We start from the raw sequence: 23647 nt of genomic DNA, 5'->3' as shown, positions 1-23647 counted from the left end.
ATCAAATTTTTAGCAATTGATAATTTAGACTCAGAAGTATGACAAAGCTTTGATAAAAGCGGCTTTTGAGCTTGATCCCCAAAACAAGATTGTTAATTAAAGCTTCGGGTTGCAACTGCCTTTGTCAGAAATTTATATTTTTTCTCAATTTTTGAATGTTTTTTTAAGGTTTGAGCAGGAGGAAATTAAGTATAAATGCAGATTCAACATTTAACCAAGTTCAGAATTGTAGAATTGCGATCGCCTTTTAAACCTGAACCTGAAATTCCGGGCTGTGCTATCTCAACTATGAAAGGGAACAGGGAACGGGCAACGGGCAACAGGAAATTAACATTGTCACCCACAATTCCACTCGGCTTTCAACCTTACTTCTCTACGAGACGCTACGCGTAGCTTGCTTAAGCGTAGGAGTACGGGGCTACCCATTGGTGTCAACTTAACGTGAAACCCTCTTTGTTGCAAGGTTTCACCCTCACCCACAGGGTGAGGGGAGCAAGAGATTTAGGGATTTCCAAGAAATAAATTATTCCATCTTGTGGGGCGGGCATCTTGCCCGCCACATAAGCTGGGCGGACAAGATGTCCACCCCACAATAAATACTGGGATATTTTTTTATTTGGAAGTCCCTTAGTTCCCCTTCTCCTGCGGGAGAAGGGGTTAGGGGATGAGGGCGCGAGGTATTTGTACAACGCCTGCCCTATATAGCTTTTAGCTTAAGTTGACACCAATGCCTTTTTCCTCTGTTCCCTGTTCCCTATTCCCTGTTCCCGCTCCGAAGGTGATTCGTAAATGCAAGCTAAAATAACCTATAAGTTGTGCCAATTAGCCAGCACGCGTCTGGGCATATATTTACTGAAATTTGTTCATATTACCTGGTTTATCGATTGTGAAGCTAATGCACGATCTGTAAACTTGATGCACGAGTTCGTGCACTTGATTCACAAGTTGTAAACTTAATGCACGAGTTCGTGCACTTGATTCACAAGTCGTGAACTTAATGCACGAGTTCGTGAACTTGATTCACGAGTCCTGTACTTGATGCACGAGTTTGTGAACTTGATTCACGAGTTCGTGCACTTGATTTTTGAGTAGAAAAACCTGAGTTCGGGTTAAGCAGATTAAGATAAAATCCAGTCCATGTTAAGGCTGGGCTTCTTAGGTTGATGACATCAGCAATTAATCCACACAGAAAATTAACACAGAAATTAACAGGGCTGGGGTCAAAATAAAATTTTTACGAGGTTTTCAGTTTTTTTCTTTCTGCTAACCAAGTAAAAAAAACAATACCGCAAAGGTCAGCAGTTAAATCAAATAAATCAAAAGAACGATAAGGTACAAAGAATTGAATTATTTCATCTATTACACAAATTAATATCACAATCATGGGAGCCAATGGCAAAGAAATATTCAAAATTTGAATTTTACGTTTATTCCCAGCTAAATGGCTGATAAAAGCGGCTATACCTAATAGAAGAAAATGCAAAATAGTATCATAATGAGGAAATTGCGCTAGTTCGGTGGGGATAATTTTTAGATATGCAGATAGCGAGATAGACATCAAAATGCCAAAGTAAACCCAAAATGCAAATACCCAAAATCTATTAGCTTTCATTTTCAGCGCAGAAAAAGTATTCTTGATAACTCCAAGAATAACAAAGAGCATTCCGCAATCAGGAACGCTCTTTTTAGAAAAATTTTCTCAAGATAATGAAAAGTTAACTTGAAGACTGCTAATATTTAAAATGCCTAAATTAGCAAAAAATCAGGCATGAAGATTGGCTTGTTCTTGTAACCAGGGGTCTACCGGCTGTCCATCTTTGCGACGCAATTCAATTTCCACTACCATAACTTCTTTAGAACCAGGAGGAGCAGGTTTTTTATGGAAAATAATGTCATAGTCTAGTGGATCGTGATTGCGTTCTTTCAACCATTCTTGGACTTTGGTAGTGGCAAAGAATGTTTGACCTTGCTCAAACATCCGAGTAATCTGCATTTGTAGGGTGTAGGGATTTAGGCGACCCATTTTTAATTACCTTTGTTCAATAATTTGCAGGGTTAGCAATGCCTACCCTACTTGACACTTTTATGTTACTTGTATCCTAAGAAAGTTTTCTACTGTATAAGATATTAACGCCAGCTTAATATTTCCCTAAACTACGCCAAGACAACTTGGCGGGGGAAAGGGGCCAGAAAAAACCTTTAACCCTTACCCTTTAACCTTTTCCCCAAACTCAATTCCAACTTGAAAATCCTGAAAGGATTGGGGATACAGAGACAATGAGATTTAGCCGCAAGACACCGCAAAACTTTCTGTGTCATCATTGTTGCCAATTGTACTACCGCTAGAGTTATTATTTTGAGGTTATCTAACGCTCACTTTATTGGTTATTTAGGTAAATTGCATGGCAGCTGACAAATTAAAACGGGTTCCAATGGTTTTACAGCTTAAAGGCTCGGTGATCTCAGCTATTGCTAAAAATGTCTTATTGTTTGGAATTTTTGGAATTATTATTTCTACACTTCACTATTATAAGTTTCCAGTTTCCCAACCTATATTAGGCAGCGTTATTCCCAGTATTGTTTTAGGTTTATTACTAGTTTTCCGCACAAACACAGCTTATGAGCGTTTTTGGGAAGGTAGAAAAAGTTGGGGTGCAATAGTCAATACTGTGAGAAATTTAGCAAGGCAAATTTGGGTCAGCGTTGATGAAGTTTCTCCAGAAGATAGAAAAAATAAAATTACAGCTTTATATCTATTAGTAGCTTTTGCTGTGGCAACGAAATTACATTTACGCGGTGAACCTGTCAATCAGGAGTTAAAAGAATTGATGCCGTCGTCTATGTATCAGGAATTGAAAATCATGAATAATCCGCCAATAGAAGTGGCTTTTTGGATTGGCGATTATTTACAGCAAAGATATAACTACAAATGCCTCAATAGCTACCAGTTAACATCTATGCAAGAATTATTGAATAATTTAGTCGATAATTTAGGAATTTGCGAACGGATTTTAAGAACACCAATGCCCCTTGCCTATGCAATTCATTTAAAGCAATTATTATTTCTTTATTGTCTGCTGTTACCATTTCAAATGGTGCAAAGCTTGGGTTGGTGGACTGGTTTAATTGCAGCTTTAGTCAGTTTTACATTATTTGGCATTGAAGCTATCGGCTTAGAAATCGAAAACCCCTTTGGTTATGATGATAATGATTTGCCTTTGGACGCAATTTGCCAAACAATGAAACGCAATATTGATGATTTAATCGGCTTAACGCCAAATGTGCGATCGCTTTCCAGCAACTTGACTAATACAGAAGATTTGAGTCTCGGTAATTAATCCCAATTTCACAACCGCCGAATAGCAATTTCTAGCCCTGTACAAACACTTGTGAGAAAATCTAAATCTAAGCTCGCGATCGTATCGCTTGGTTTATGATAATGCGGGTTCCTCATAAATGCCGTATCTGTCACCATAACTGCCGGATAGCCAGCATCCCAAAAAGGTGCATGATCACTAAGTCTCGTTTGCGGCACAATTAAACCGCGATTGGGAACTGGTAACCACTGGCTACCTATACCAGCTTGGCGAATATTGCGACTCATGCTAATTAAGTCAGGAATGGTTCGCAGATTTCCAATTAAAGCAATGAAATCCCCAGTATTGGGGTAAAAGCGTTCTAAGGGAGGGGGATAACTTTGGCTACCAGGAGTAGAGTCTTGATATCCCAACATTTCTAAAGACAACATTAAGCGTAGTGGTTGCTGTTGTTGGCGTAATAAAGCTGCATATTCAGCACTACCTAATAAGCCATATTCTTCCATATCAAAAGCCACCAGCCGCAAGGGATATTTAACTGGTTCAGCTGCAAACTTGCTCGCCAATTCCAACAGAACCGCCACACCTGTAGCATTATCATCAGCGGCTACTGTTCCCGGTACACCATCATAGTGAGCTGCTATTAAAATTGGTGGTAAATTTCGCTGTTGTTTTGTAGCTGCTGGCGGCAAATTTAAAATAAGATTCTGACAAATTTTTCCCCCAACATCAAAGGTGTGGATTTCCACACTTCCCCATTGGCTAAATTGCTGACGAATATATTCTTGGACAAAAAAATGTCCGGCTGTCGCCATATAGGGATCGCGTTCTCGCGCTATTTCTGATAGGTAAGCTTGGAGACGTGCTTTTAAATTCAATTGTTTATGTCAATGTTATCCTAGTCTTGCAACTAGCTTCTTTGGCTAAGGGTGCGATCGCTCTTACCTAAATCATCAATATTTAGATGAGGTATACCGATTCCACAGCATCAAGCTAGGGGCAGTCTCTTCCAATCATAATATATATAGTTAAGACACATTTAGGAGAAGAGTAACGCATGGGCAAGGTAGTCGGCATCGACTTGGGTACAACCAACTCAGTAGTCGCCGTAATGGAGGGTGGCAAGCCGGTGGTGATTGCCAATGCAGAAGGAACGCGAACAACCCCCTCCGTTGTTGGCTTTAGCAAAGAAGGTGAACGAGTCGTGGGGCAAATGGCACGACGACAAACCGTCCTTAATCCCCAAAACACTTTTTTTGCTGTGAAACGCTTTATTGGGCGGAAGTATGGTGAATTAAGCCCAGAATCTAAGCGTGTACCCTATACTATCCGCAAAGATGAAGTTGGTAATATCAAAGTTGCCTGTCCCCGGTTAAATAAGGAATTCGCCCCAGAAGAAGTTTCGGCAATGGTGCTGAAGAAATTGGCAGACGATGCTAGCCGCTATTTAGGCGAACCGGTGACAGGGGCAGTAATTACAGTTCCCGCTTATTTTAATGATTCCCAGCGCCAAGCCACTAGAGACGCAGGCAGAATTGCTGGTTTAGATGTATTGCGGATTCTCAATGAACCGACAGCCGCTTCTTTAGCCTACGGAATGGATCGGGGCGATACGGAGACCATCTTAGTATTCGATTTAGGTGGCGGTACATTTGACGTATCGATTTTAGAAGTTGGCGATGGGGTTTTTGAAGTTAAAGCCACTAGTGGAGATACCCAACTTGGTGGTAATGATTTTGACAGAAAAATAGTTGATTGGTTAGCAGAACAATTTTTAGAAGCGGAAAGTGTAGATTTAAGACGCGATCGCCAGGCTTTACAACGGCTGATGGAAGCAGCAGAAAAAGCCAAAATCGAACTTTCGGCAGTTAGTGTTACCGAGATTAACTTACCTTTTATCACCGCCACAGAGGACGGCCCCAAACACCTAGAAACTCGCCTGACTCGTGCCCAATTTGAAGGTTTATGCGGTGATTTGGTGGGACGTTTACGCACCCCAGTGAAACGCGCCCTTAAAGATTCTGGACTAGCACCCGCAGATATTGAAGAAGTGGTGTTAGTAGGCGGTTCTACCAGGATTCCGATGGTGAAGCAGTTAGTGCGAGACTTAATTGGTGCAGAACCTAGCGAAAATGTCAACCCCGATGAAGTGGTGGCTGTAGGTGCAGCCATTCAAGCAGGTATTTTGGCTGGGGAACTGAAAGATGTGCTGCTGTTGGATGTTACTCCCCTATCTGTGGGCTTGGAAACCATCGGCGGCGTGATGAAAAAATTAATTCCCCGCAACACCACTATCCCAGTCCGCCGTTCTGACATTTTCTCGACATCAGAAAATAACCAAAATACCGTGGAAATCCACGTAGTCCAAGGTGAACGGGAAATGGCAGCTAATAACAAATCTTTAGGAAGATTCAAGCTGTATGGTATTCCCCCAGCACCGCGAGGCATTCCCCAAATTCAAGTATCATTTGATATTGACGCTAACGGCATTTTACAAGTAACAGCCTTAGATAGAACCACCGGCAGAGAGCAGAGTATCACAATTCAAGGCGCTTCTACCTTGAGCGAATCAGAAGTTAATCGCATGATTCAGGATGCTCAAAAATACGCCGATATTGACCGGGAACGCAAAGAAAGAGTAGAAAAGCGGACTCGTTCCGAAGCGTTAATTTTACAAGCCGAACGCCAACTGCGAGAAATCGCCCTAGAATTTGGGATGCAGTTCGCCCGCAGCCGTCGCCAACGCATCGACAATATTTGTCGCGAACTCAAAGACAGTTTACAGCAAGACGACGATCGCGGCATTGACCAAGCCTACGCTGACCTGCAAGATGCTTTGTATGAACTAAATCGCGAAGTCCGCCAGTACTATGCTGAGGACGAAGACGACGATTTATTTGGGACAATCCGCGACATCTTTACCGGTGGCGACAAAGAACGGGAACGCGATCGCGATTATTCCCGAGGAGATTCCTATTGGGATAATAATTCCTATGGCGGCGGGAATTCTGGTAGAGACTATAGCGGCAATTCTAGTAGAGACTACGGCAGAGACTCTAACAGAGACTATAGTGGCAATTCCGGTAGAGACTACAGTGGCAATTCCAGTAGAGACTCTAACAGAGACTACAGTGGCAATTCCGGTAGAGACTACAACAGAGATTCTAACCGCGGCTATGGCAGAGATAATCGTTCCTCCTCTGACAATCAGTCTAATCGGCGATCGCGCCCCAGCTACCAAGATAACTGGGATGATGATGATGATTGGCTGTAACTCCTAGCAAATGAAATTAATTCAAAATTCGGATTTGGTGATTGGTGATTGGTAATTTGTTATTAGTCAGCGTGAAGCAAAACAACAGCTGACAACTGACTGTATCCATTACCTATTACCAAAAACTACAATCTCAAATTTAAAGTTGAATAACTGAACTATGCAAAATTTGCAGAATTTTCGTGATTATTACGAGATTTTAGGAGTACCTAAAGAAGCCTCAAGCGAGGAAATTAAAAAGGTTTATCGGCGGTTAGCGCGACAGTATCACCCCGATCTCAACCCTGGAAACAAAGAAGCTGAGGAGAAATTTAAGGATATTGGCGAGGCTTATGAAATCCTTTCCGATACAGCCAAGCGCGCACAATATGACCAATTTAGCCGCTACTGGAAACAAAAAGGCTTTAATAAACAAACCCCCAAAGCTAAAACCTGGGGCGATAATCGCAATAACAATCGCAACAATCAAGAAGTAGATCCCAGTCAATTTCCTGATTTTGAAAGTTTTATTAATCAGGTGATTGGCGTAGGTAATGGTAAAAGCAGCAGAAATGGTGCAGCTAACAACACAAATAACGATCCATTTCGGGCGACTAAAAGCCGAGTTGAGTATACAGTCCCCAAAAGCCAACCACGCCCCGCCCGTCGGGATATTGAAGCTAGGTTAACCCTACCCCTAGAAAAAGCTTATGTAGGCGGTAATGAAAGAATTAGACTTGAGGATGGGCGATCGCTAGAAGTGAGTATGCCGCCTGGAATGGTCACAGGTCAAACTATCCGGCTACGAAACCAAGGTATTGGTGGCGGAGATTTATATTTAAAAATTACCGTCGAACCACATCCTTTGTTTAAGCTAGATGGTTCTAATATTTTCTGCCAAGTTCCAGTCACTCCCAGTGAAGCCGTTTTAGGTGGACAGGTAGAAGCACCAACTCTTGATGGCCCCGTAAAAATGACCATTCCCTCCGGCGTGAGGTCTGGTCAAAGATTCCGTTTAGCAAACAAAGGCTATCCCAACGACAACGGTAAACGTGGTGACCAATTAGTTGAAATTCAAATACTTACCCCTAAAACTATTAGTGCTGAAGAACGGGAACTGTATGAAAAATTGCGGGAAATTGAAACTTTTAAACCCCGTGCAGATTTAATAGATTAGGCATGACGCTTAATCAAAAATATAAAAATTAGGGAAATGAAAGATTTTCTCTTGATTATTAGTGTAATTTTTACACCAGCATAAATGCCAGATATAGCAATCTCAAATCATTTTTGAACCGCTAAAAATGATAAATTAATACTGAATAAAAAATTTTAGATAAAAAACAAAATTTAAATAGGGTTGCTATTGCATGAATTTCAAGTATATCCAGGAAAAATTTGCACCTATGATCAAAGTCATATCTACAGTTCTTATATCCAGCGCTATTGGGTTAGAACTGTGGAATATTTATGCAATTACCCATAATATTCAAGTACCAAGTAGCCTCACTCCCATTTTTTGGTTTGAGCGTTTTGCTGTCTCTTGCCATTTAGTTGAAGCAATGATCGCAGGTTTCTATGCACCTTCCAGAAAGCAGCTGCCCATAAAATACGCTACTTATACTTTTTTTGTCGGTACTGTTGGTTTACTGGAATTATTTAATCAGTCTAAAGAATAGCTGCAATTATTAATTTTTGAAATTAACGTAGGATGCGTTACTAACGCATCCTACTTTGATTTTTTATCTATATAAGGGCAAATAAAATTCGCCAGGACAGAGCAATATTTTGACTGTTTTAAGTAAAGATTATGCGTTGTTTAGGTTCAGGAATTTGACGACCTAATTTTTTAGCAGTTTCAACCCATTCTTTCATAATAATTTCTGTATTTTTCAGTGCTTCTTGATAAGTTTGTCCATCAGCAGCACATCCTGGTAATTCTGGAACTTCAGCAATAAAGGCTTGGTCTTCTTTACTCCAGTAGAGAATTATTTCATAACGAAGGTTCATTTTTAGTTCCTAACTGGTATTTCAGAATGACTGCACGGACTAATTTAATTTGGTAGGCTTTGGCTTTGCCATTATGGTGTTGTAAGTTTAATATTTCTTCAACACCTTGTTTGGTAAAAATGTAATGTCCGCCACGAATATTTTCATCAAAGCCTAGTCTAGTTAAAAGTTGCCATAGTTGGGCAAAAGGGATTGCTGTATCAGATATCCCCGATAGGATTTTCGCTAAAAGTGGATCTGGTTGACTCACGAGTTTGAGATGATTTGACTGTATTCTATAGTGTCATATTTATAGAATACTGTCCTTATATAAGTGCGATCGCTGGCTTTGGCAATTGTATAATCACTGATCACCGCTATCCGCATTATCTCACCCCAGTTTTTTCTTGAGCTAAATATAGTTTAAAATTTCGGGTTGTCATACTGGAAACGCTTGTGGAGTCAGGAAAAGCTGCTTGTGCGATCGCCTCAACGAAATTGAGATCCCCGACTTTGGGAAAAAGTCGGGGATCTGGGAAGTAACCGTTGCTGAAGTAGCAATGCTTTTCGTGCGTTACTTCTGCTGTCTATTCATCAGAAGAACTTCCATCTCGCCTTCCTAGTTCATAAATACCAGAAGAAATACAAGCAAGTATTCCTGTACTAATTCCCCAACTACGACCTAAACTGATTTCAACACCCCAGTAAACTAAAGCGCCTACTATCAAAAACGGCACAATACTAAACAAGGAAGCGTAGAAAGCGTTTTGGGATTCTCTGGCTTTACGAGTTTTCTCAAATTCTGATTGACTGGTGTAGAGCGATCGTTCAGCGAAGTTAAACCAACGATTTAGCTGCACAATTACCCATTCACTAACTCGTGAAAAAGCTAAATATAATGCCAAAGACCACAAACTCGCTCCAGCGATCGCAATTTTATCCAATTCAAACTGGAAAGGCAAAAGTTCTGTCAGCATAGCTTGTTGTCGCAAATGCCTAATTTTAGCGTTAAAGCTGGGATCGATGCTCAATTAGCAGTTGCATCAATTTTCTGACTAAAATTAACAGTATTTTACCGGATGTGCAATTCGCTTAGTAGTAAATTATCTCAGCCATGACTCTACTTGTAGCCTCTGGCAAATAAACTTACATACACTATTGCTCCGTGAAAACAAGCACAGGTATTTTCTCTTAGATATGCAATTAATCCGTAATTCCTAGCTAAACACTACGCCGATTAGCGATTATACTTGTGTACTGAAATGTATGATAAATGCCGAATTAAATCCGATTATTTGGTTTTTAATTGCACTAATTAAACCCACTAATTTGATATTTAAAAAATCTGATTTGTTAGCCAGATAACTTGACATGACAATGTTTATAAGTGATATATTATCATGTCTTGATATTGCAATATCAATAATAAATTGGCTGATACAGCAGCTTTTTTAAACATATTCACCTGTAATTTTCAAGCAATTTACTGATACATCAATTGGATTGAGGACGAAAAATGAGTATGCGTCAGAAAAAAGCATTAGTATACGGAGCTACTTTATTAACAATAGGATTGAGTCTGGTAAGTTTAATTACTATATTACCGAAACCAGAAGTTGCTGGAGCTAGAGAAGTTAAGTCAAATAAAGCCAATTCTAGCAACGCTTGGCTAGCTGCATCTTTTCCTGTAGAAAACTTTCAAGGCTATAGTTCGGCTTTTGGTTATCGCCGTTCTGCTACTGGTGGTAGTAATTGGGAATTTCATGGTGGCTTAGATATTGCAGCTCCACAAGGTAGTTACATTCGCAATTGGTGGGCTGGTAGAGTATTGAAAGTAGGCGATCGCAATGCTTGCGGTACCCATATCATCATTAAATCCGGCACATGGGAGCATACTTATTGTCACATGGAAGGCAATGTAGAAGTCATCTCCGGTCGTCGTTATCTAGTGGATCGCGCAGGTGGAATTCAAATTGCTGAAGGTCAAAATATCCCCACAGGTTTTAGAATTGGGCGAGTAGGAATGACTGGAAGGACTACCGGGCCTCATTTACATTGGGGATTGAAGTATGACACTAACTATGTAGATCCAGCAATGGTTTTGCGAGAAATGTTTTCCCAACAGCAAATTGCTAGAAGAGGTGGATCGAAAGTTAGTCCTCAACAGTCACAAGTCGTAATTCAAGAATCAGCAACTACTGGCGATTCTGGTTATTAAATATTAGATAGGGGCTTGTCCCCTATAAGACTTACGCAACGCCGATAATGTCATTGCGACTGCAACGTAGATGCCTGAAAGGCGGCTTCCCGTTCGCGTAGCGTCTCTGCAGGAGAAGGGTAGCGTAGGGAAGGAATCCCAGCATCAGGGGAGATTACAAATCTATGCTACGCAACGCCAGCGCGAACGAGACGCTACGAAGCTTTGATTTTTGACACTAATATAGATTTAAGAAGAAAATTTGGTACAGTCCGGAAAAGATTGTTCCTAAAGTGAAGTTTGGCTCCAGTAGAAGATTTTGCTTGAGCTATGAATAAAAAATACTTATGCAGTAAGCTGGGATTACTGTTAGCACTTATATTGCTTTGCTCACCCTCTGTTGCTATTGCTCAAACAGAAGTACAGAGTCAAGATGAAATATTAATTGAAGCAGTTTCAACCGATCAGATTGATGTGGTAAAAAATTATCTTGATAATGGTGGTGATCCCGATAGATATTTTGCGCTGGCGGTGAGTGATGGTGCCATGCAAAGTGTGCAAATGATGCTGCGACGAGGCGCAAATGTGAATTATGGCGATCAATATGGCATTACACCTTTGATGGTTGCAGCTAGATATACCTATCGTGCTGGGGTAGAAATGACAAAGTTACTGTTAGACAGAGGTGCTGTAGTTAATGCCAAAAGCCTAAAAGGTAGTACTGCACTCATGTTTGCTTGCTCTCCTCCTGCTCAATACTATGAAGATGATTATGTAAAAGTTGTACAAATGCTAATAGCAAAGGGCGCGAAGATAAATGTTAAAAATCAGATGGGTGCATCACCACTGAGTGTTGCGACTGGAGGTAATTGGCAAAAGATAGTTGCTGTACTCAAGAAAGCAGGAGCAAAATTCTAGATTGGAGTTTATTAGTCGTCAACAGTCAACAGCCAACACAAGATGCGATCGCACCCAGCAATTAGCAATTAACTTATAAATCTTCTCCTGACGGAGAGGCTACGCCAACAATCCAAAATCTAAAATCTAAAATCTCAAAATTCGGTAAGCTGTTTGAGGGCGTTTTTCACAATCTACTATGGCAACGATTAACGACAACTACCTCAAGTTAAAAGCTGGTTACCTGTTTCCGGAAATTGCACGACGGGTGAATGCTTTTGCTGAAGCTAATCCAGATGCAAAAATCATTCGGCTTGGGATTGGTGATGTCACAGAACCTTTACCTGAAGCCTGTCGCACAGCCATGATCAAAGCCGTAGAAGAAATGGGCGATCGCGCTACCTTCAAAGGCTATGGGCCAGAACAAGGCTATGCTTGGTTAAGAGAAAAAATTGCGGCTCAAGATTTCCAAGCACGGGGAGCCGACATCGACGCTTCCGAAATCTTTATCTCCGACGGTTCCAAGTGCGATACAGGCAATATTTTGGAAATCTTTGGACATGATAATGCGATCGCTGTTACCGATCCTGTTTATCCTGTCTATGTAGACACCAACGTGATGGCAGGAAATACAGGAACCGCTAACGATAAAGGCGAGTTTGCTGGCTTAGTCTATCTCCCCATTACCGCAGAGAACAACTTCACTGCAGAGATTCCCTCACAAAAAGTTGATTTAATTTATCTTTGCTTCCCCAACAACCCCACAGGTGCAACTGCTAGCAAAGCGCATCTCCAAGCATGGGTAGACTATGCTAAGGCCAATAACTCCATCATTTTCTTTGATGCAGCCTACGAAGCCTATATTACCGATCCGGAAATTCCTCATTCTATATATGAGATTGAAGGTGCAAGAGACGTTGCGATCGAGTTTCGCTCCTTCTCTAAAAATGCAGGCTTTACAGGAACTCGCTGCGCCTTAACCGTCGTACCCAAAACCCTCACAGCCAAAGCCGCAGACGGTTCTGATGTCGAACTGTGGAAGCTGTGGAATCGCCGCCAATCCACCAAGTTTAATGGTGTATCTTACATTGTGCAACGAGGTGCTGAGGCAGTTTACTCTCCAGAGGGACAAACTCAAATTAAAACACTAGTTAGCTTCTATTTAGAAAACGCCAAAATTATCCGCGAGCAACTCACAGCCGCAGGGTTAGCAGTTTATGGCGGTGTGAATGCACCCTACGTTTGGGTGAAAACCCCCAATGGATTATCTAGCTGGGAATTTTTCGATAAATTGCTACAAACTGTCAATGTAGTCGGAACCCCTGGTTCTGGTTTTGGTGCTGCAGGTGAAGGTTACTTCCGCATTTCCGCATTTAATAGCCGCGAAAATGTAGAAGAAGCAATGCAAAGAATTACAACTCGCTTGTCTTTATAGACTGTTAAAATTAGCAACGCTGTTCGTGCGTTACGGCTTACACCTAACGCACATTACATGGTAAACCTGCAAGCGATCGCTCTTGAAATTGGTATTAGCTATTAGCCAGAGACTTCATTCTCTGGCGGCTAGTCAATTCATATACCCAGCATTTAACAACAGATTTACACTACCGATAGAGTGTAAGTAAAATATTAATTGCTACAATTTCAGTAAAATATAGTATAATAAATTTCAATTTAATTACCGAATGTTACTTAACTGGTAAATAATTCAAAATTCTGAATTTAATTTGAGCTTCTAATCTAGAACCTCATCAGAACTGAAACAACCTGAAAAATCCTAATTATTTTTAGAATTTTTCAATTACGAATTAGTAATTATGTAGAGGAAATATTTATGACTACCAACAAGCCTTCTTTTCATGATGAGGCTAGCCTATCAGAAAGAGCTGAAGAATTGGGAAAAAAAGCATTGGAATTAGGACTAATTCCCAGTTTTGTTGTGCGCTACTTTGCCGATAACAGACAATTTTATATTCCAGATGAAAACCACTCTGAACCACTTACAGCAGAAGAAGCATATATGCGCCTCAAAAAGATAGTGGAACAAGGTAATAAATAACCAAACTCTAGCTTTAAGTCTGGAATTTAGAATTAAATTTTACCTATTTTGATAGGTGTTAGGGCACAAAATTTTTGTGCCCTTTGTTTTTTATAACTACTATATTATTGAAAGTTTTAGGAATTATAGCAATCTCTAACAGCCAGCTACAGATAATACCAAATCAAATATTTTGGTGACAGATAAATATATTCTAGAGGGCGAGGCAGTGCCCCCTTACCTGTGTAGTTTAAGCTGTTAAGCATATAAGAAAGTACATTGAGACTGCAGGAGCCCCGAGTTCCCCCTGCTTTTTCATTGCAGAACTCTTACAGTCAAGCTTTTTACGGGCACAACTAGACCAGAAAATTTGATTCACCAGTATATTCGGAAACTTTATTTAGAAATATTTACAAAAATATACTTATGAGGATATAAACAACCTTTTAAGGTTATCTTCCCCATCAGCAATGAAGGAAAATGGCTGATAGCTTTTTTCTCTTAGACTCTGAAAGATGACAATAAGGAAAGAAATTTGTATCTTTAAGTAGATACTTTATCTGCCGCCTAGATTTGAAGAATTGGTATGACTTGATACAACACAGTGACAAATTTGCCAGGGTATAGAGGAAATAAAGGGATAGAGCGGACAAGGAGGAAGGAGTAGGGGAAGCAGGGGAGCGGAGGCGGAAAACTTTCCCCATGCCCAATACTCTTTTACCCAAGCTAGTTACAGTTAGGTTCTTAGCGGTTAAGCTGTATTAATTTATCGTAGGGAATCAGAGCTATTACTAGTATTAGCAATTAAGTATGATTTGTCACGCCAAAGCAGTAAGATGTCATGACACATGATTTTGAACTACCCCCTAAAAGCTTATCTTTATTAGCTTCCGTGGGAGGGGTAGTTACAGCTATAATCGCTATCGCTAGTCTAAATTATTTATCTAAGCAGCTAACTAGTACTGATACTGTGCTAAAAACTGAAATTTCAACTTCTCACTCTGATACAAATAACAAAGCAGCACAAGCTATTGCCAAACTTGATGCTCAATCTTTAGCATTGCCTGGTACACCTGTAATTCCTAGTCAGGTGACAGTCAATACAATTCCTTATGTTGCGCCGGGAGTAGGAGCATTAACGCCTTGGGACGTTGCAACTGCTCATCAGGCTTGGTTGTACTTCCAACGTAATTGGAACAAAGAAACAGGCTTGGTCAATTCTGTTGATGGATATAACACTATAACAATGTGGGATCAAGCTTCTGCGATCGCCGCTTTCGTAGCAGCTAGAGAACTCAATTTTATATCTGCCACAGAATTTGACCTCAAAATTGGCAAAATGTTGGATACTCTAGCATCTTTGCCTTTATATAAGGGAGAATTGCCTAACAAAGTCTACAATTCTCAAACCCTAATACCTGTAGATTACGGTCATCCAGATAAAAAAGCCGAAATTGGCTGGTCGGCTATTGATTTGGGACGAATGGCAATCTGGCTCAAAATAGTGGGCACAAAATATCCGCAGTTAAAATCTAAGTCTGATGCTGTCTGGCAGCATTGGCACGTTCAACGTCTGACTAAAGACGGGCAAATGTATGGTACAAGCGTCATCGAAGGTAAGGAACAATATAACCAAGAAGGACGCTTAGGCTATGAAAATTATGCCGCCTATGGTTTAAAACTGTGGGGTTTGGATGCCAATGAAGCTTTAGATTATCAGTCTGACGTTGCCTTTGCAAATCTTTACGGCAAGGGTGTACCCTTCGACCAGCGTAACTACGAAAATTCGGGAGCTAATAACTATGTTTTGAGCGAGCCTTATATTCTTGATGGCATTGAAACTGGCTTTCAAGCTTTACCTAAAGCTTATGCCGATCGTGTTTTAGCCGCTCAAGAAGCTCGTTATCATAATACAAAACAGTTAACAGCCGTTTCCGAAGATCACATAGATCGTCCTCCCTACTTTGTTTACAGCAGCTTGCTTGTGAATGGCGAACCTTGGGCGACCATAACAGAAACTCAAGAAAAACACAATAATTTGCGCTTTCTCAGTACCAAGGCGGCGATCGCTTGGCATGTGCTTTATAACAATGCTTACACTCGTCAATTATTTGATTTTGTACAAAAAAATCTCAAGTCTGAGAAAGGTTGGTATAACGGTTTCTACGAAGATTTACAGCAGCCAAACACTTCTCTAACTGCTAATAATAATGGTGTAATTCTTGAGAGTTTGCTTTATAAGCATGTAGGCAAGCCACTTACAGTTTGGGCAGGGGTAAAATCAGGGCGTTCTTCTGGCAAAAAATCGCCCTAATCCTAAATTGATCTTCAAAAATTAATTTTTTTAATATGCTGCAACGCCATAAAAAGACGCTAATGAGAGCGATTGCATTCTTTCTCATTGGCACATTTTTGCAATTTTGATTTTATTTACTCTGCTACTACAATCTGCTTAGTCTAAACGCCAGCTATATATCTTGCAGATTCGATTAATTGAGTGCCAAAATAATAAAGTGAAATTTTATCTACATAACAGGAAATTTGAGCAATGAAAATAAAATTAACCATTATAGAGCCATCAGGTATTTTAGATGCTATTAGGGGTAATCAATTGCGTCGTGAAGTTAGCGACATTGTTACCAAGCAAACAGGATTAGACGTATTATTGATTGACCTCAAAGACGTGAGCTTTATTGATAGTTCTGGTTTAGGCGCTTTAGTTTCAGCTATGCAGATAGTACGCAATGCTAATGCGAAGCTCTTTGTGTGTTCTGCTAGTTCACAAGTCAAAATGTTATTTGAATTAACTAAAGTAGATAGAATTATTCAAAACTTTGCCGATCGTGAGGAATTTCAACGCCATGTATTGTCAGTACAGTGAAATATTCTAGAGTTAATTGGGGTATAATATATACAAATTTTATTATGACAATTTGGCGTAAATAAATAGACTGTTGTAAGCAGCCCAAAACTCTAAATTAGAGATTGTTGAATTCTCTGCCGAGTTACTAACTTAGCCAAAGCTTACCTTCAGCAAAGATAAATCATCTGCTAGATTTTTTTGAGTATTTAAAGATAAAATCTGGGCTAATACTTGCTGCAGCTGAGTAGTCTGCTCAGTGCTACATTTGATTAACAATTCAATAAAAGCATTGATACCCCAAAGCTGTCCATTAGGCTGATGAATTTCGTAAGCACCATCGCTAAAAATGTATAAACTGCTGTGAGCAGAGATTTCAACAGTTACATCCTCAAATTCCACATTAGGAACAAAGCCAATAGGTAGATCTAAAGAACTTAGCTGTTTCACACTAATGTCTGTTGTATCTATTCCAGATAACAATACTGCGGGTGGATGTCCAGCACTAGCGTAGATTAGGTGACGTTTTGAGCAATCGTAAACTCCATACCAGATGGTAAAGTACTTATCATTGTGATGGCTCATAGGAAAGGCTTGATTGAGAGCGTAAAGTACTTCTTTTGGTTGACTAAAGTTAGTGTTGGGTAGAGACTGCGATCGCAACACATTCAGCACAGATACAGACAAGAGCGCTGAACCTACCCCATGTCCTGATACATCCATCAGATAAATGGCTAAACGATCGTCATCTAGCCAGTAGTAGTCAAAGCAATCACCACCTAATTGCGCCGAAGGAATAAACAGTGATTCTGTTGTGACTGTTCCCAGCATTGGGGATGGTAAAAGCGATCGCACATAATCAGCAGCTTCAGCTAGTTCTGCTTCTAAAATTTGCTTTTGAGTTTGCAGGTTTTGATTGAGTTGCTCTAAAGCCTGCTTTTGAGTTTGCAAATCTTGATTTAGTTGATGTAGCCTTAACCCTGCTCTCACTCTTGCTTTTAATTCATTCATCTCTATTGGCTTCGAGACAAATTCATCTGCACCAGCATCTAATCCTAGAACTCTATCTTTTTCTTCTCCACGAGCTGCACCTTTAGCCGTTAGGAGAATAAAAAAAGTAGTTGCTAATTCTGGATCGGCTTTGATGCGACGACAGACCTCTATTCCGTCCAGTTTCGCCATCATCCAGTCACATATAATTAAAGCAGGAGTTATGCTCCTTGCTAGGGCGATTCCCTCTTCTCCATTGCTGGCTGTCGTCGTATCGTATCCTTGGTTTTGTAGTGTTCTTTTTAGTGCTATACGTACTATAGGATCGTCATCAATTATGAGAATTTTAAACATAAGTTTTATTTAAAAAGCTTCAATTTAATTGTGCATAAAATTAAGATTATCACTTATATTAATTAATCAAACTGTAATTAAATATTATATAATGAAATATTAAAGTTGCTAGTTTTGGTTTTGACTTAATGTAATCAGTAATCAATAAATTTGACAGGTTAAAGTTACAGTGAATCATAAAATCCATCTCAAAGTTGATACAGATCTGAATAATTCTGCACAGGTTTTATCATGGTTTGAGCAGATAAATAGACCGCCAATTTCTGATGCAAAAATCTGGTGGCAATGCCAAACTTTGCTGATAGAAGGTTTTGCAAATATTGTGGAACATGCACATAAAAATTTACCTGTAGAAACCCCTATTGAATTAGAAGCTGTGCGTTCAAGCGAACATATAGAAATCAGAATTATGTCGAAAGGGCCTGCTTTCGATTTAGCTCTAAAATTACAAGAAGTAGCGGAATTTGAAGATAACGATCAAGAGCGTGGACGTGGATTAAAAATCATGTCAGAAATTGCTGATCAGTTAACTTACGAGCCAACAAAAGATGCTCGTTACTGTTTATTTATTAGTAAATATTATTGCTGATTTTGGTGCAACAAAAAAGCTTGAATTTGGCTGATATATTTGGTTAACTCATCAATTAGCTTCGCAGTACCTCTACGTTCTTGTTCGTGAGCTAGTTGTTCTAATTGTTCTGCAGCTCGGCGCATAGGTGTCACACCCACATTAGCACTAGCACCTTTAATGTGATGAGCTTCTTGTGCTAGTTGTTCAAAATCATTATTCTCGATTGCGGCTTTAGTGATATCTAAATGAGTATGAGTATCTTCAACAAAAATTTCCAATAACTCAAATTCAAATTCTGTATTGTCTTCTGAAAGTTGATGTAGGTGTTCCCAATCAATTAGTAAACCTAGTGGATTCGTGTCTGTAGTCTTGGCTTCAGGTTTACAAACCACAGTATCCTGTGTTTTCAAAATTATACTTCCCCAATAGTCTAACATGGCTACAAGTTTGTCTTTAATTACTGGTTTACTCAAATAGTCATCCATACCAGCATCAAGACACTTTTGTCTATCTTCTTTCATCGCATTAGCAGTCATCGCAATCACTATAGGACGACGACGGCTAGCAAAGGCGGTTTCTGGCAAACGATGAATTTGTCTTGTGGCATCTAAACCATCAAGCACAGGCATCTGACAATCCATAAAAATTAAGTCGTAGGGAACTTTTTCTAATATTTCCAGTGCCTCTTGACCATTAGCCACCACATCCGCGCTATAGCCTAAGCTTTGTAATAGTTTGATAGCGACTTTCTGATTGACTAGATTATCTTCAGCTAGCAGAATTTTTAACTGAGATTTACTGGCAACTTTAGTTTGTATAGTTTGCACAGAATTAGACATTTTTGTAACTTCTGAATTATCGAAATTATGAGGTTCTGTCCCGTTTCCTAAGTTATTCATAATAGTATCCAAGAGGCGAGATGGCTTCACAGGTTTGACTAAATAAGCAGCAAATCCTATTTGCAGTGATTGTCTAACTTCATCCCTTTGATTAGTAGAGGTAAGCATAATCAAAGGTATCTCACCAATGGCAGAATTGGCTTTAATTTTGGCTCCCAAACTTATACCATCTGTGTCGGGCATTTGCATATCAATCAAAGCAATATCATAAGGCTGTGACTGCTGATAAGCTTTTTGTATAGCGCTGAAGGCAGCTGCTGCACAGTCGGCTGTATCTACCTGCATTCCCCAACGGGTAGCTTGATGGTAGATGATTTTACGATTAGTCGCATTATCATCCACAACTAATAAACGACGATTCTTTAAAAATCCGCGATCGCTAATTGGCGCTACAGGCTGGATTTGCTTGGCAAAAGTCACTCGAAACCAAAACTTTGAGCCTTCACCTAGCTGACTTTCTACCCCAATTTCTCCCCCCATTAAAGTTACTAGTTGTTTGCAGATAGCTAACCCTAAACCTGTACCGCCATATTTACGGGTTGTGGAAGCATCAACTTGAGTAAATGGCGTAAAAAGTTTGCTTTGGTCTTCAATGGAAATCCCCAAACCTGTATCTGTAACCGCAAAATAGATGGTAGCTGTAGTTGGAGTTTCTGATTCTAATGCGGCTCGGACTAAGACCTCACCTTTAGTAGTAAATTTGATAGCGTTGCTGAGTAAATTCATTAAAATTTGTCGCAGACGGCTAGCATCCCCTTTGAGGTAAGTAGGAACATCGCGTTGAATTAATGCTCCCATTTCTATCCCCTTACTATGAGCTTGGGGAACTAATAAATCGATTACCTCTTCCACACAGGTTGATAAATCAAAGTCTAGAGTTTCGAGAACCATTTCCCCAGCCTCTAGTTTGGATAAATCCAAAATCTCGTTGATTAACGTTAGTAAAGCATCGCCACTAATGCGAATAGTTTCCACAAAATCTCGCTGTTCGGCGTTTAGCACTGTGTCTAACAACAAACCAGTCATCCCCAAAACTGCATTCATGGGGGTACGAATTTCGTGACTCATGTTTGCTAAAAAAGCACTTTTAGCTTGAGATGCCAACTCTGCTTGACTGCGAGCACCTTCAAGTTCTTGTCTTTGCAGAGTTTCTGCTTCTAGCAATTTAGCATGAGCTAAAGCCATAGCAATTTGGTCAGCTAATTCTCGCAAAAGTTCAGTTTCCCAATTAGTCCATTGCCGCGGATGATGGCATTGATGAGTAATTAGCAATCCCCAAAGTTGACTTTTTAAGATAATGGGCACAACTAAGTTAGCTTTCACCGCAAATTGCTGGAGCATCTCGATATGGCAAGGTTGAATCTGAGATTGCTCAATATCGTTAATGGCACTAACTCTGCCTTGGCGGTATTTGTCAATGTAATTTTCGCTAAAACAAGGATCAAAGATATTCTGCCCCATAATTGCAGGCAACTCAGGCATCACTACTTCTTTGAGCGTTGTAAAAGAGCCATCTGATTCTAATTGCAATATTAGTACTCGGTCTGCCTTCAGCAGCTTTTGCACCTCTGTCACACTGGTTTGTAGAATTTCATCTATTTGTAAAGACTCCCGAATTTTGAGAGTGATATCAGCTGACAGTTGCGATCGCAAATTTTGGCGTTGGAGTTCTTCTTCTCCCTGCTTGCGTTCAATAAACTGACCCACTAAGTTACCAATAGTAGTCAGACTCACAAGCAAATCTAAATCTATTTGCTGCTTCTCCCGCTTGAGAAAAGCAATCACACCAAAAGTTTGGTTGCGGCTATAAACAGGGAAACCAAAAGCAGTTTGCAATCCTGCTTCAGCAATCTGTTGGTAGGCACAATTGGGATCTGCCAACAGATCATCAATCCAAACAGGTGTATTATCAGCCCACACACGACCAGGTAGACCTACTCCCAAGGCAAAAGTGGTTTGTCGGGTAAATGCTTCCAACTCTGATGTCACCAGAGATGATGCATACCAAATATCAAGACAACGCAAAACATTGGCTTGTTGATCCACTAACCACATTTCCCCTGCATCCCAACCCAAACTCTCACATATTCCCTGCAAAATCAGGGGAATAGCTTCAGCAATATTATTAGCGGCGGTTAATACGCTGGTTGCGGCATATTGAGCATTTAGGTGTTGTTCTGCGCGTTTGCGATCGTTAATATCATGTGCAGTGCCCATAATTTGGCACGGCGCACCATCGGCTCTGCGCTTAAAAATAGTTTCACGATGCCAAAACCATCGCCACTCGCCGCTACTATGTTTTAGTCGTTGTTCAAACTCTACTACTTCGTTGTCTTTGAGTTGTTGAGCAGCCTCGAAATATTTCATTCTGCTGGGCAAATAGTCAGGATGAATAATATTACTCAGAAAGTCTGAGCCCATTGCTGTAATTTCTTCTGACTCGTAACCCAAATATCTACTCGCAGGTTTGTTGGTATAAATAGCACTCATGGTGTCCAAATCGAACACATAAATCAAACTGGGTGAGTTGTCCGCAATGCTTTCGGTAAACCACTTGCTATCTTGCAAAGCGGCTTCTGCTTTTTTGCGTTCAGTAATATCAACCCCTGTACCAATCACATATTCAACCTGCCCAGCATCATTCTTGAGGATGGTGTTTGACCAGGCAAGCAACCGCAAACTACCATCTTTTTTCACCCAGTAGTTTTCGTACTCATGGAGAAATTGACCACCTTGTAGCTCTTGAAAAACGGCTTTAACTAGCTCTTTTTCCTCTGGAGTCAGCAAGATGTCCCAGAAATTTTTACCCCTAACTTCATCAAATGAGTAACCAGTAGTTTGCTCACAAGCTTGATTGAAGCGAACAATTCGCCCTTGCGCGTCGAGAACAATCACTAAAGCTGCAACTGTATTTAAAATTTCTGAGATTAAATAGCGCTCTTGTTCTATGATTGCTTCTGTTTGCGATCGCTCTTTAATTTCGCGATAGATCAGATAGTAAACTACACTGAGAATCATAAAACATAGACTAATGGCGATGACGATTGTCAAAATTGTCTGCGCCCCACTGATTTTGGCGGCTACAGCATATTGTTGATGTTGCTGGCTGTCTTCATTTCGCATCTTTGCCATCAGCTTGCGGATCTCATCCATGAGATTGTGACCGCGATTGCTCAAAAATAACTGCCTACTAGAATCAGAAATATTTTGCTGACGAAAATCTATAGCTTGCTGAATTGCTGCGAATTTTGCTTTAATTAATCTTTCCAAATGGGCAATTTTTTGCTGTCGTTGGGATTGCTTGCCCGATATTTTTTTTAGTTCTTGAATTTGGAAATTAATATTACTAACTGCTTGTTTATAAGGTTCTAAATAAATTTTATCTCCTGTGAGCAGATAACCAAATTCTCCATTTTCAGCATCTTTGAGGAGAGATAGCAGTTTTTCTTGAGTAAAAATTTTCTCTTCTGTAGTTTTTTCGGCATTAAGATTTTCAATAAATATTTTTGTATTACGATAGGACGATATACCAGTTATTACTAATATGGTAGATACTAGTCCTAATGCTGCCGCAATCTTTTTTAAGAATTGCATACCTGTCTTTTTAATATATTTATTCTTCTGATATGGCAGCCCTAAACTTGCTAAATCGCGTCGCAGTTCTAGTTGCCTAATAACATGGCGGCCTAAAATCCGTAAGGCTTCCATCTGTTCTACAGTTAGTTCTCTTGATACATAATCAATTACGCAAAGCGTTCCTAAAGCATATCCCTGACTATTAATCAGAGGTACACCTGCATAAAAACCTATATGCGGATCTGACGTAACTAAAGGATTCGTGGCAAATCTTTCGTCAGTTGTGGCATTAGGAACCACAAAAACCTCAGATTGTAAAATTGCATGGGCACAAAATGAAATATCGCGGGGGGTTTCTACGGCTGTTAAACCAACTTTGGATTTAAACCATTGACGGTTACTATCGACTAAGCTAACTAGGGCAATGGGAGTGCCACAAATATACGATGCTAAATAAGTCAGGTCGTCAAAAGCTGCTTCAGATACTGAATCTAAGATCCGATACTGGGAAAGTGCTTCAAGTCTCTGTGCTTCGTTATTAGGTAATGCTGCTTTCATCCTTGCGCTTGATTTGTAGGTCAAAAGACCTCAATAAATCGATCGTGCTGAACCTGCGATCGCTGTCTAAGTAGTTTGTCGTAAAAATACCCAACATATAGAACAGAATTTATACATTAAAAAACTAGGATTCATATATTAATAATGA

Annotated in this window: 19 protein-coding genes; 11 read left to right on the top strand and 8 right to left on the bottom strand. The window is 40.0% G+C overall.

Going from position 1 to position 23647, the window contains the following annotated elements; translation table 11 throughout:
* Positions 1-1234: 1234 nt before the first annotated feature.
* Both HG267_RS14960 and HG267_RS14955 read right to left on the bottom strand, forming a co-directional pair.
* Complete coding sequence (locus tag HG267_RS14960; RefSeq protein WP_045872744.1) at positions 1235-1612, bottom strand: VanZ family protein; 378 nt, start codon at positions 1610-1612, stop codon at positions 1235-1237.
* A gap of 150 nt (positions 1613-1762) precedes the next feature.
* A complete protein-coding gene (locus tag HG267_RS14955; protein ID WP_045872693.1) occupies positions 1763-2023 on the bottom strand; it encodes a hypothetical protein in 261 nt (86 codons plus the stop codon).
* Between the two features lie 379 nt (positions 2024-2402).
* Here HG267_RS14955 and HG267_RS14950 point away from each other — a divergent pair, with 379 nt between their 5' ends.
* Positions 2403-3338 (top strand): bestrophin family protein, encoded by a 936-nt coding sequence (locus HG267_RS14950; RefSeq protein ID WP_045872692.1) that lies wholly within the window; start codon positions 2403-2405, stop codon positions 3336-3338.
* Positions 3339-3346: 8 nt separating this feature from the next.
* Here HG267_RS14950 and HG267_RS14945 read toward each other — a convergent pair whose 3' ends face one another.
* On the bottom strand, positions 3347-4195 hold the full coding sequence (locus HG267_RS14945; protein WP_045872691.1) for a M28 family peptidase: 849 nt from the start codon (positions 4193-4195) through the stop codon (positions 3347-3349).
* A gap of 179 nt (positions 4196-4374) precedes the next feature.
* Here HG267_RS14945 and dnaK point away from each other — a divergent pair, with 179 nt between their 5' ends.
* From dnaK to HG267_RS14930, 3 genes are all read left to right on the top strand, one after another.
* A complete protein-coding gene (gene dnaK, locus HG267_RS14940; RefSeq protein ID WP_045872690.1) occupies positions 4375-6591 on the top strand; it encodes a molecular chaperone DnaK in 2217 nt (738 codons plus the stop codon).
* 160 nt (positions 6592-6751) lie between these two features.
* Positions 6752-7747 (top strand): DnaJ C-terminal domain-containing protein, encoded by a 996-nt coding sequence (locus HG267_RS14935; RefSeq protein WP_045872689.1) that lies wholly within the window; start codon positions 6752-6754, stop codon positions 7745-7747.
* A gap of 229 nt (positions 7748-7976) precedes the next feature.
* On the top strand, positions 7977-8249 hold the full coding sequence (locus tag HG267_RS14930; protein WP_228045406.1) for a hypothetical protein: 273 nt from the start codon (positions 7977-7979) through the stop codon (positions 8247-8249).
* 118 nt (positions 8250-8367) lie between these two features.
* On the opposite strand, the gene HG267_RS14925 is transcribed toward HG267_RS14930, so the two are convergent.
* From HG267_RS14925 to HG267_RS14915, 3 genes are all read right to left on the bottom strand, one after another.
* The gene (locus HG267_RS14925) at positions 8368-8580 is read right to left on the bottom strand and encodes a type II toxin-antitoxin system HicB family antitoxin (RefSeq protein WP_045872687.1); all 213 of its coding nucleotides are present in this window, start codon (positions 8578-8580) and stop codon (positions 8368-8370) included.
* A complete protein-coding gene (locus tag HG267_RS14920) occupies positions 8564-8830 on the bottom strand; it encodes a toxin HicA (RefSeq protein WP_045872686.1) in 267 nt (88 codons plus the stop codon). The genes HG267_RS14925 and HG267_RS14920 overlap by 17 nt, the downstream gene beginning before the upstream one ends.
* 316 nt (positions 8831-9146) lie before the next feature.
* Entirely contained in the window at positions 9147-9536 is a 390-nt protein-coding gene (locus HG267_RS14915; protein ID WP_045872743.1) for a hypothetical protein, read from the bottom strand.
* A gap of 539 nt (positions 9537-10075) precedes the next feature.
* Between HG267_RS14915 and HG267_RS14910 the strand changes: the two genes are divergently transcribed.
* From HG267_RS14910 to HG267_RS14885, 6 genes are all read left to right on the top strand, one after another.
* Positions 10076-10777, top strand: a complete 702-nt coding sequence (locus tag HG267_RS14910; protein ID WP_045872685.1) for a M23 family metallopeptidase — start codon at positions 10076-10078, stop codon at positions 10775-10777.
* 309 nt (positions 10778-11086) lie between these two features.
* Complete coding sequence (locus tag HG267_RS14905) at positions 11087-11674, top strand: ankyrin repeat domain-containing protein (RefSeq protein WP_045872684.1); 588 nt, start codon at positions 11087-11089, stop codon at positions 11672-11674.
* A 178-nt stretch (positions 11675-11852) separates the two neighbouring features.
* Complete coding sequence (locus HG267_RS14900) at positions 11853-13088, top strand: LL-diaminopimelate aminotransferase (RefSeq protein WP_045872683.1); 1236 nt, start codon at positions 11853-11855, stop codon at positions 13086-13088.
* Positions 13089-13487: 399 nt separating this feature from the next.
* Positions 13488-13712, top strand: a complete 225-nt coding sequence (locus tag HG267_RS14895; protein WP_045872682.1) for a hypothetical protein — start codon at positions 13488-13490, stop codon at positions 13710-13712.
* Positions 13713-14532: 820 nt separating this feature from the next.
* Complete coding sequence (locus tag HG267_RS14890; protein ID WP_194007786.1) at positions 14533-16005, top strand: DUF3131 domain-containing protein; 1473 nt, start codon at positions 14533-14535, stop codon at positions 16003-16005.
* 234 nt (positions 16006-16239) lie between these two features.
* Complete coding sequence (locus HG267_RS14885) at positions 16240-16572, top strand: STAS domain-containing protein (RefSeq protein WP_045872681.1); 333 nt, start codon at positions 16240-16242, stop codon at positions 16570-16572.
* Between the two features lie 132 nt (positions 16573-16704).
* Here the strand turns inward: HG267_RS14885 and HG267_RS14880 are convergent, their stop codons facing one another.
* Positions 16705-17895, bottom strand: coding sequence for a SpoIIE family protein phosphatase (locus HG267_RS14880; protein WP_045872680.1), 1191 nt, complete (start codon positions 17893-17895; stop codon positions 16705-16707).
* A gap of 169 nt (positions 17896-18064) precedes the next feature.
* Between HG267_RS14880 and HG267_RS14875 the strand changes: the two genes are divergently transcribed.
* Positions 18065-18484 carry an ATP-binding protein gene (locus HG267_RS14875; RefSeq protein ID WP_045872679.1) on the top strand — a complete coding sequence of 140 codons (420 nt, stop codon included), beginning with the start codon at positions 18065-18067 and terminating at the stop codon, positions 18482-18484.
* On the opposite strand, the gene HG267_RS14870 is transcribed toward HG267_RS14875, so the two are convergent.
* Positions 18475-23499, bottom strand: coding sequence for a response regulator (locus tag HG267_RS14870; protein ID WP_045872678.1), 5025 nt, complete (start codon positions 23497-23499; stop codon positions 18475-18477). The two genes, HG267_RS14875 and HG267_RS14870, sit on opposite strands and share 10 nt — an antisense overlap.
* Between the last annotated feature and the right edge of the window lie 148 nt (positions 23500-23647).

This window comes from Tolypothrix sp. PCC 7601 (genome assembly GCF_025677855.1).
Lineage (GTDB): Bacteria > Cyanobacteriota > Cyanobacteriia > Cyanobacteriales > Nostocaceae > Aulosira > Aulosira diplosiphon.
The sequence above is the reverse complement of the archived record's forward strand: the minus strand, read 5'-3'. Positions and strand labels throughout refer to the sequence as shown.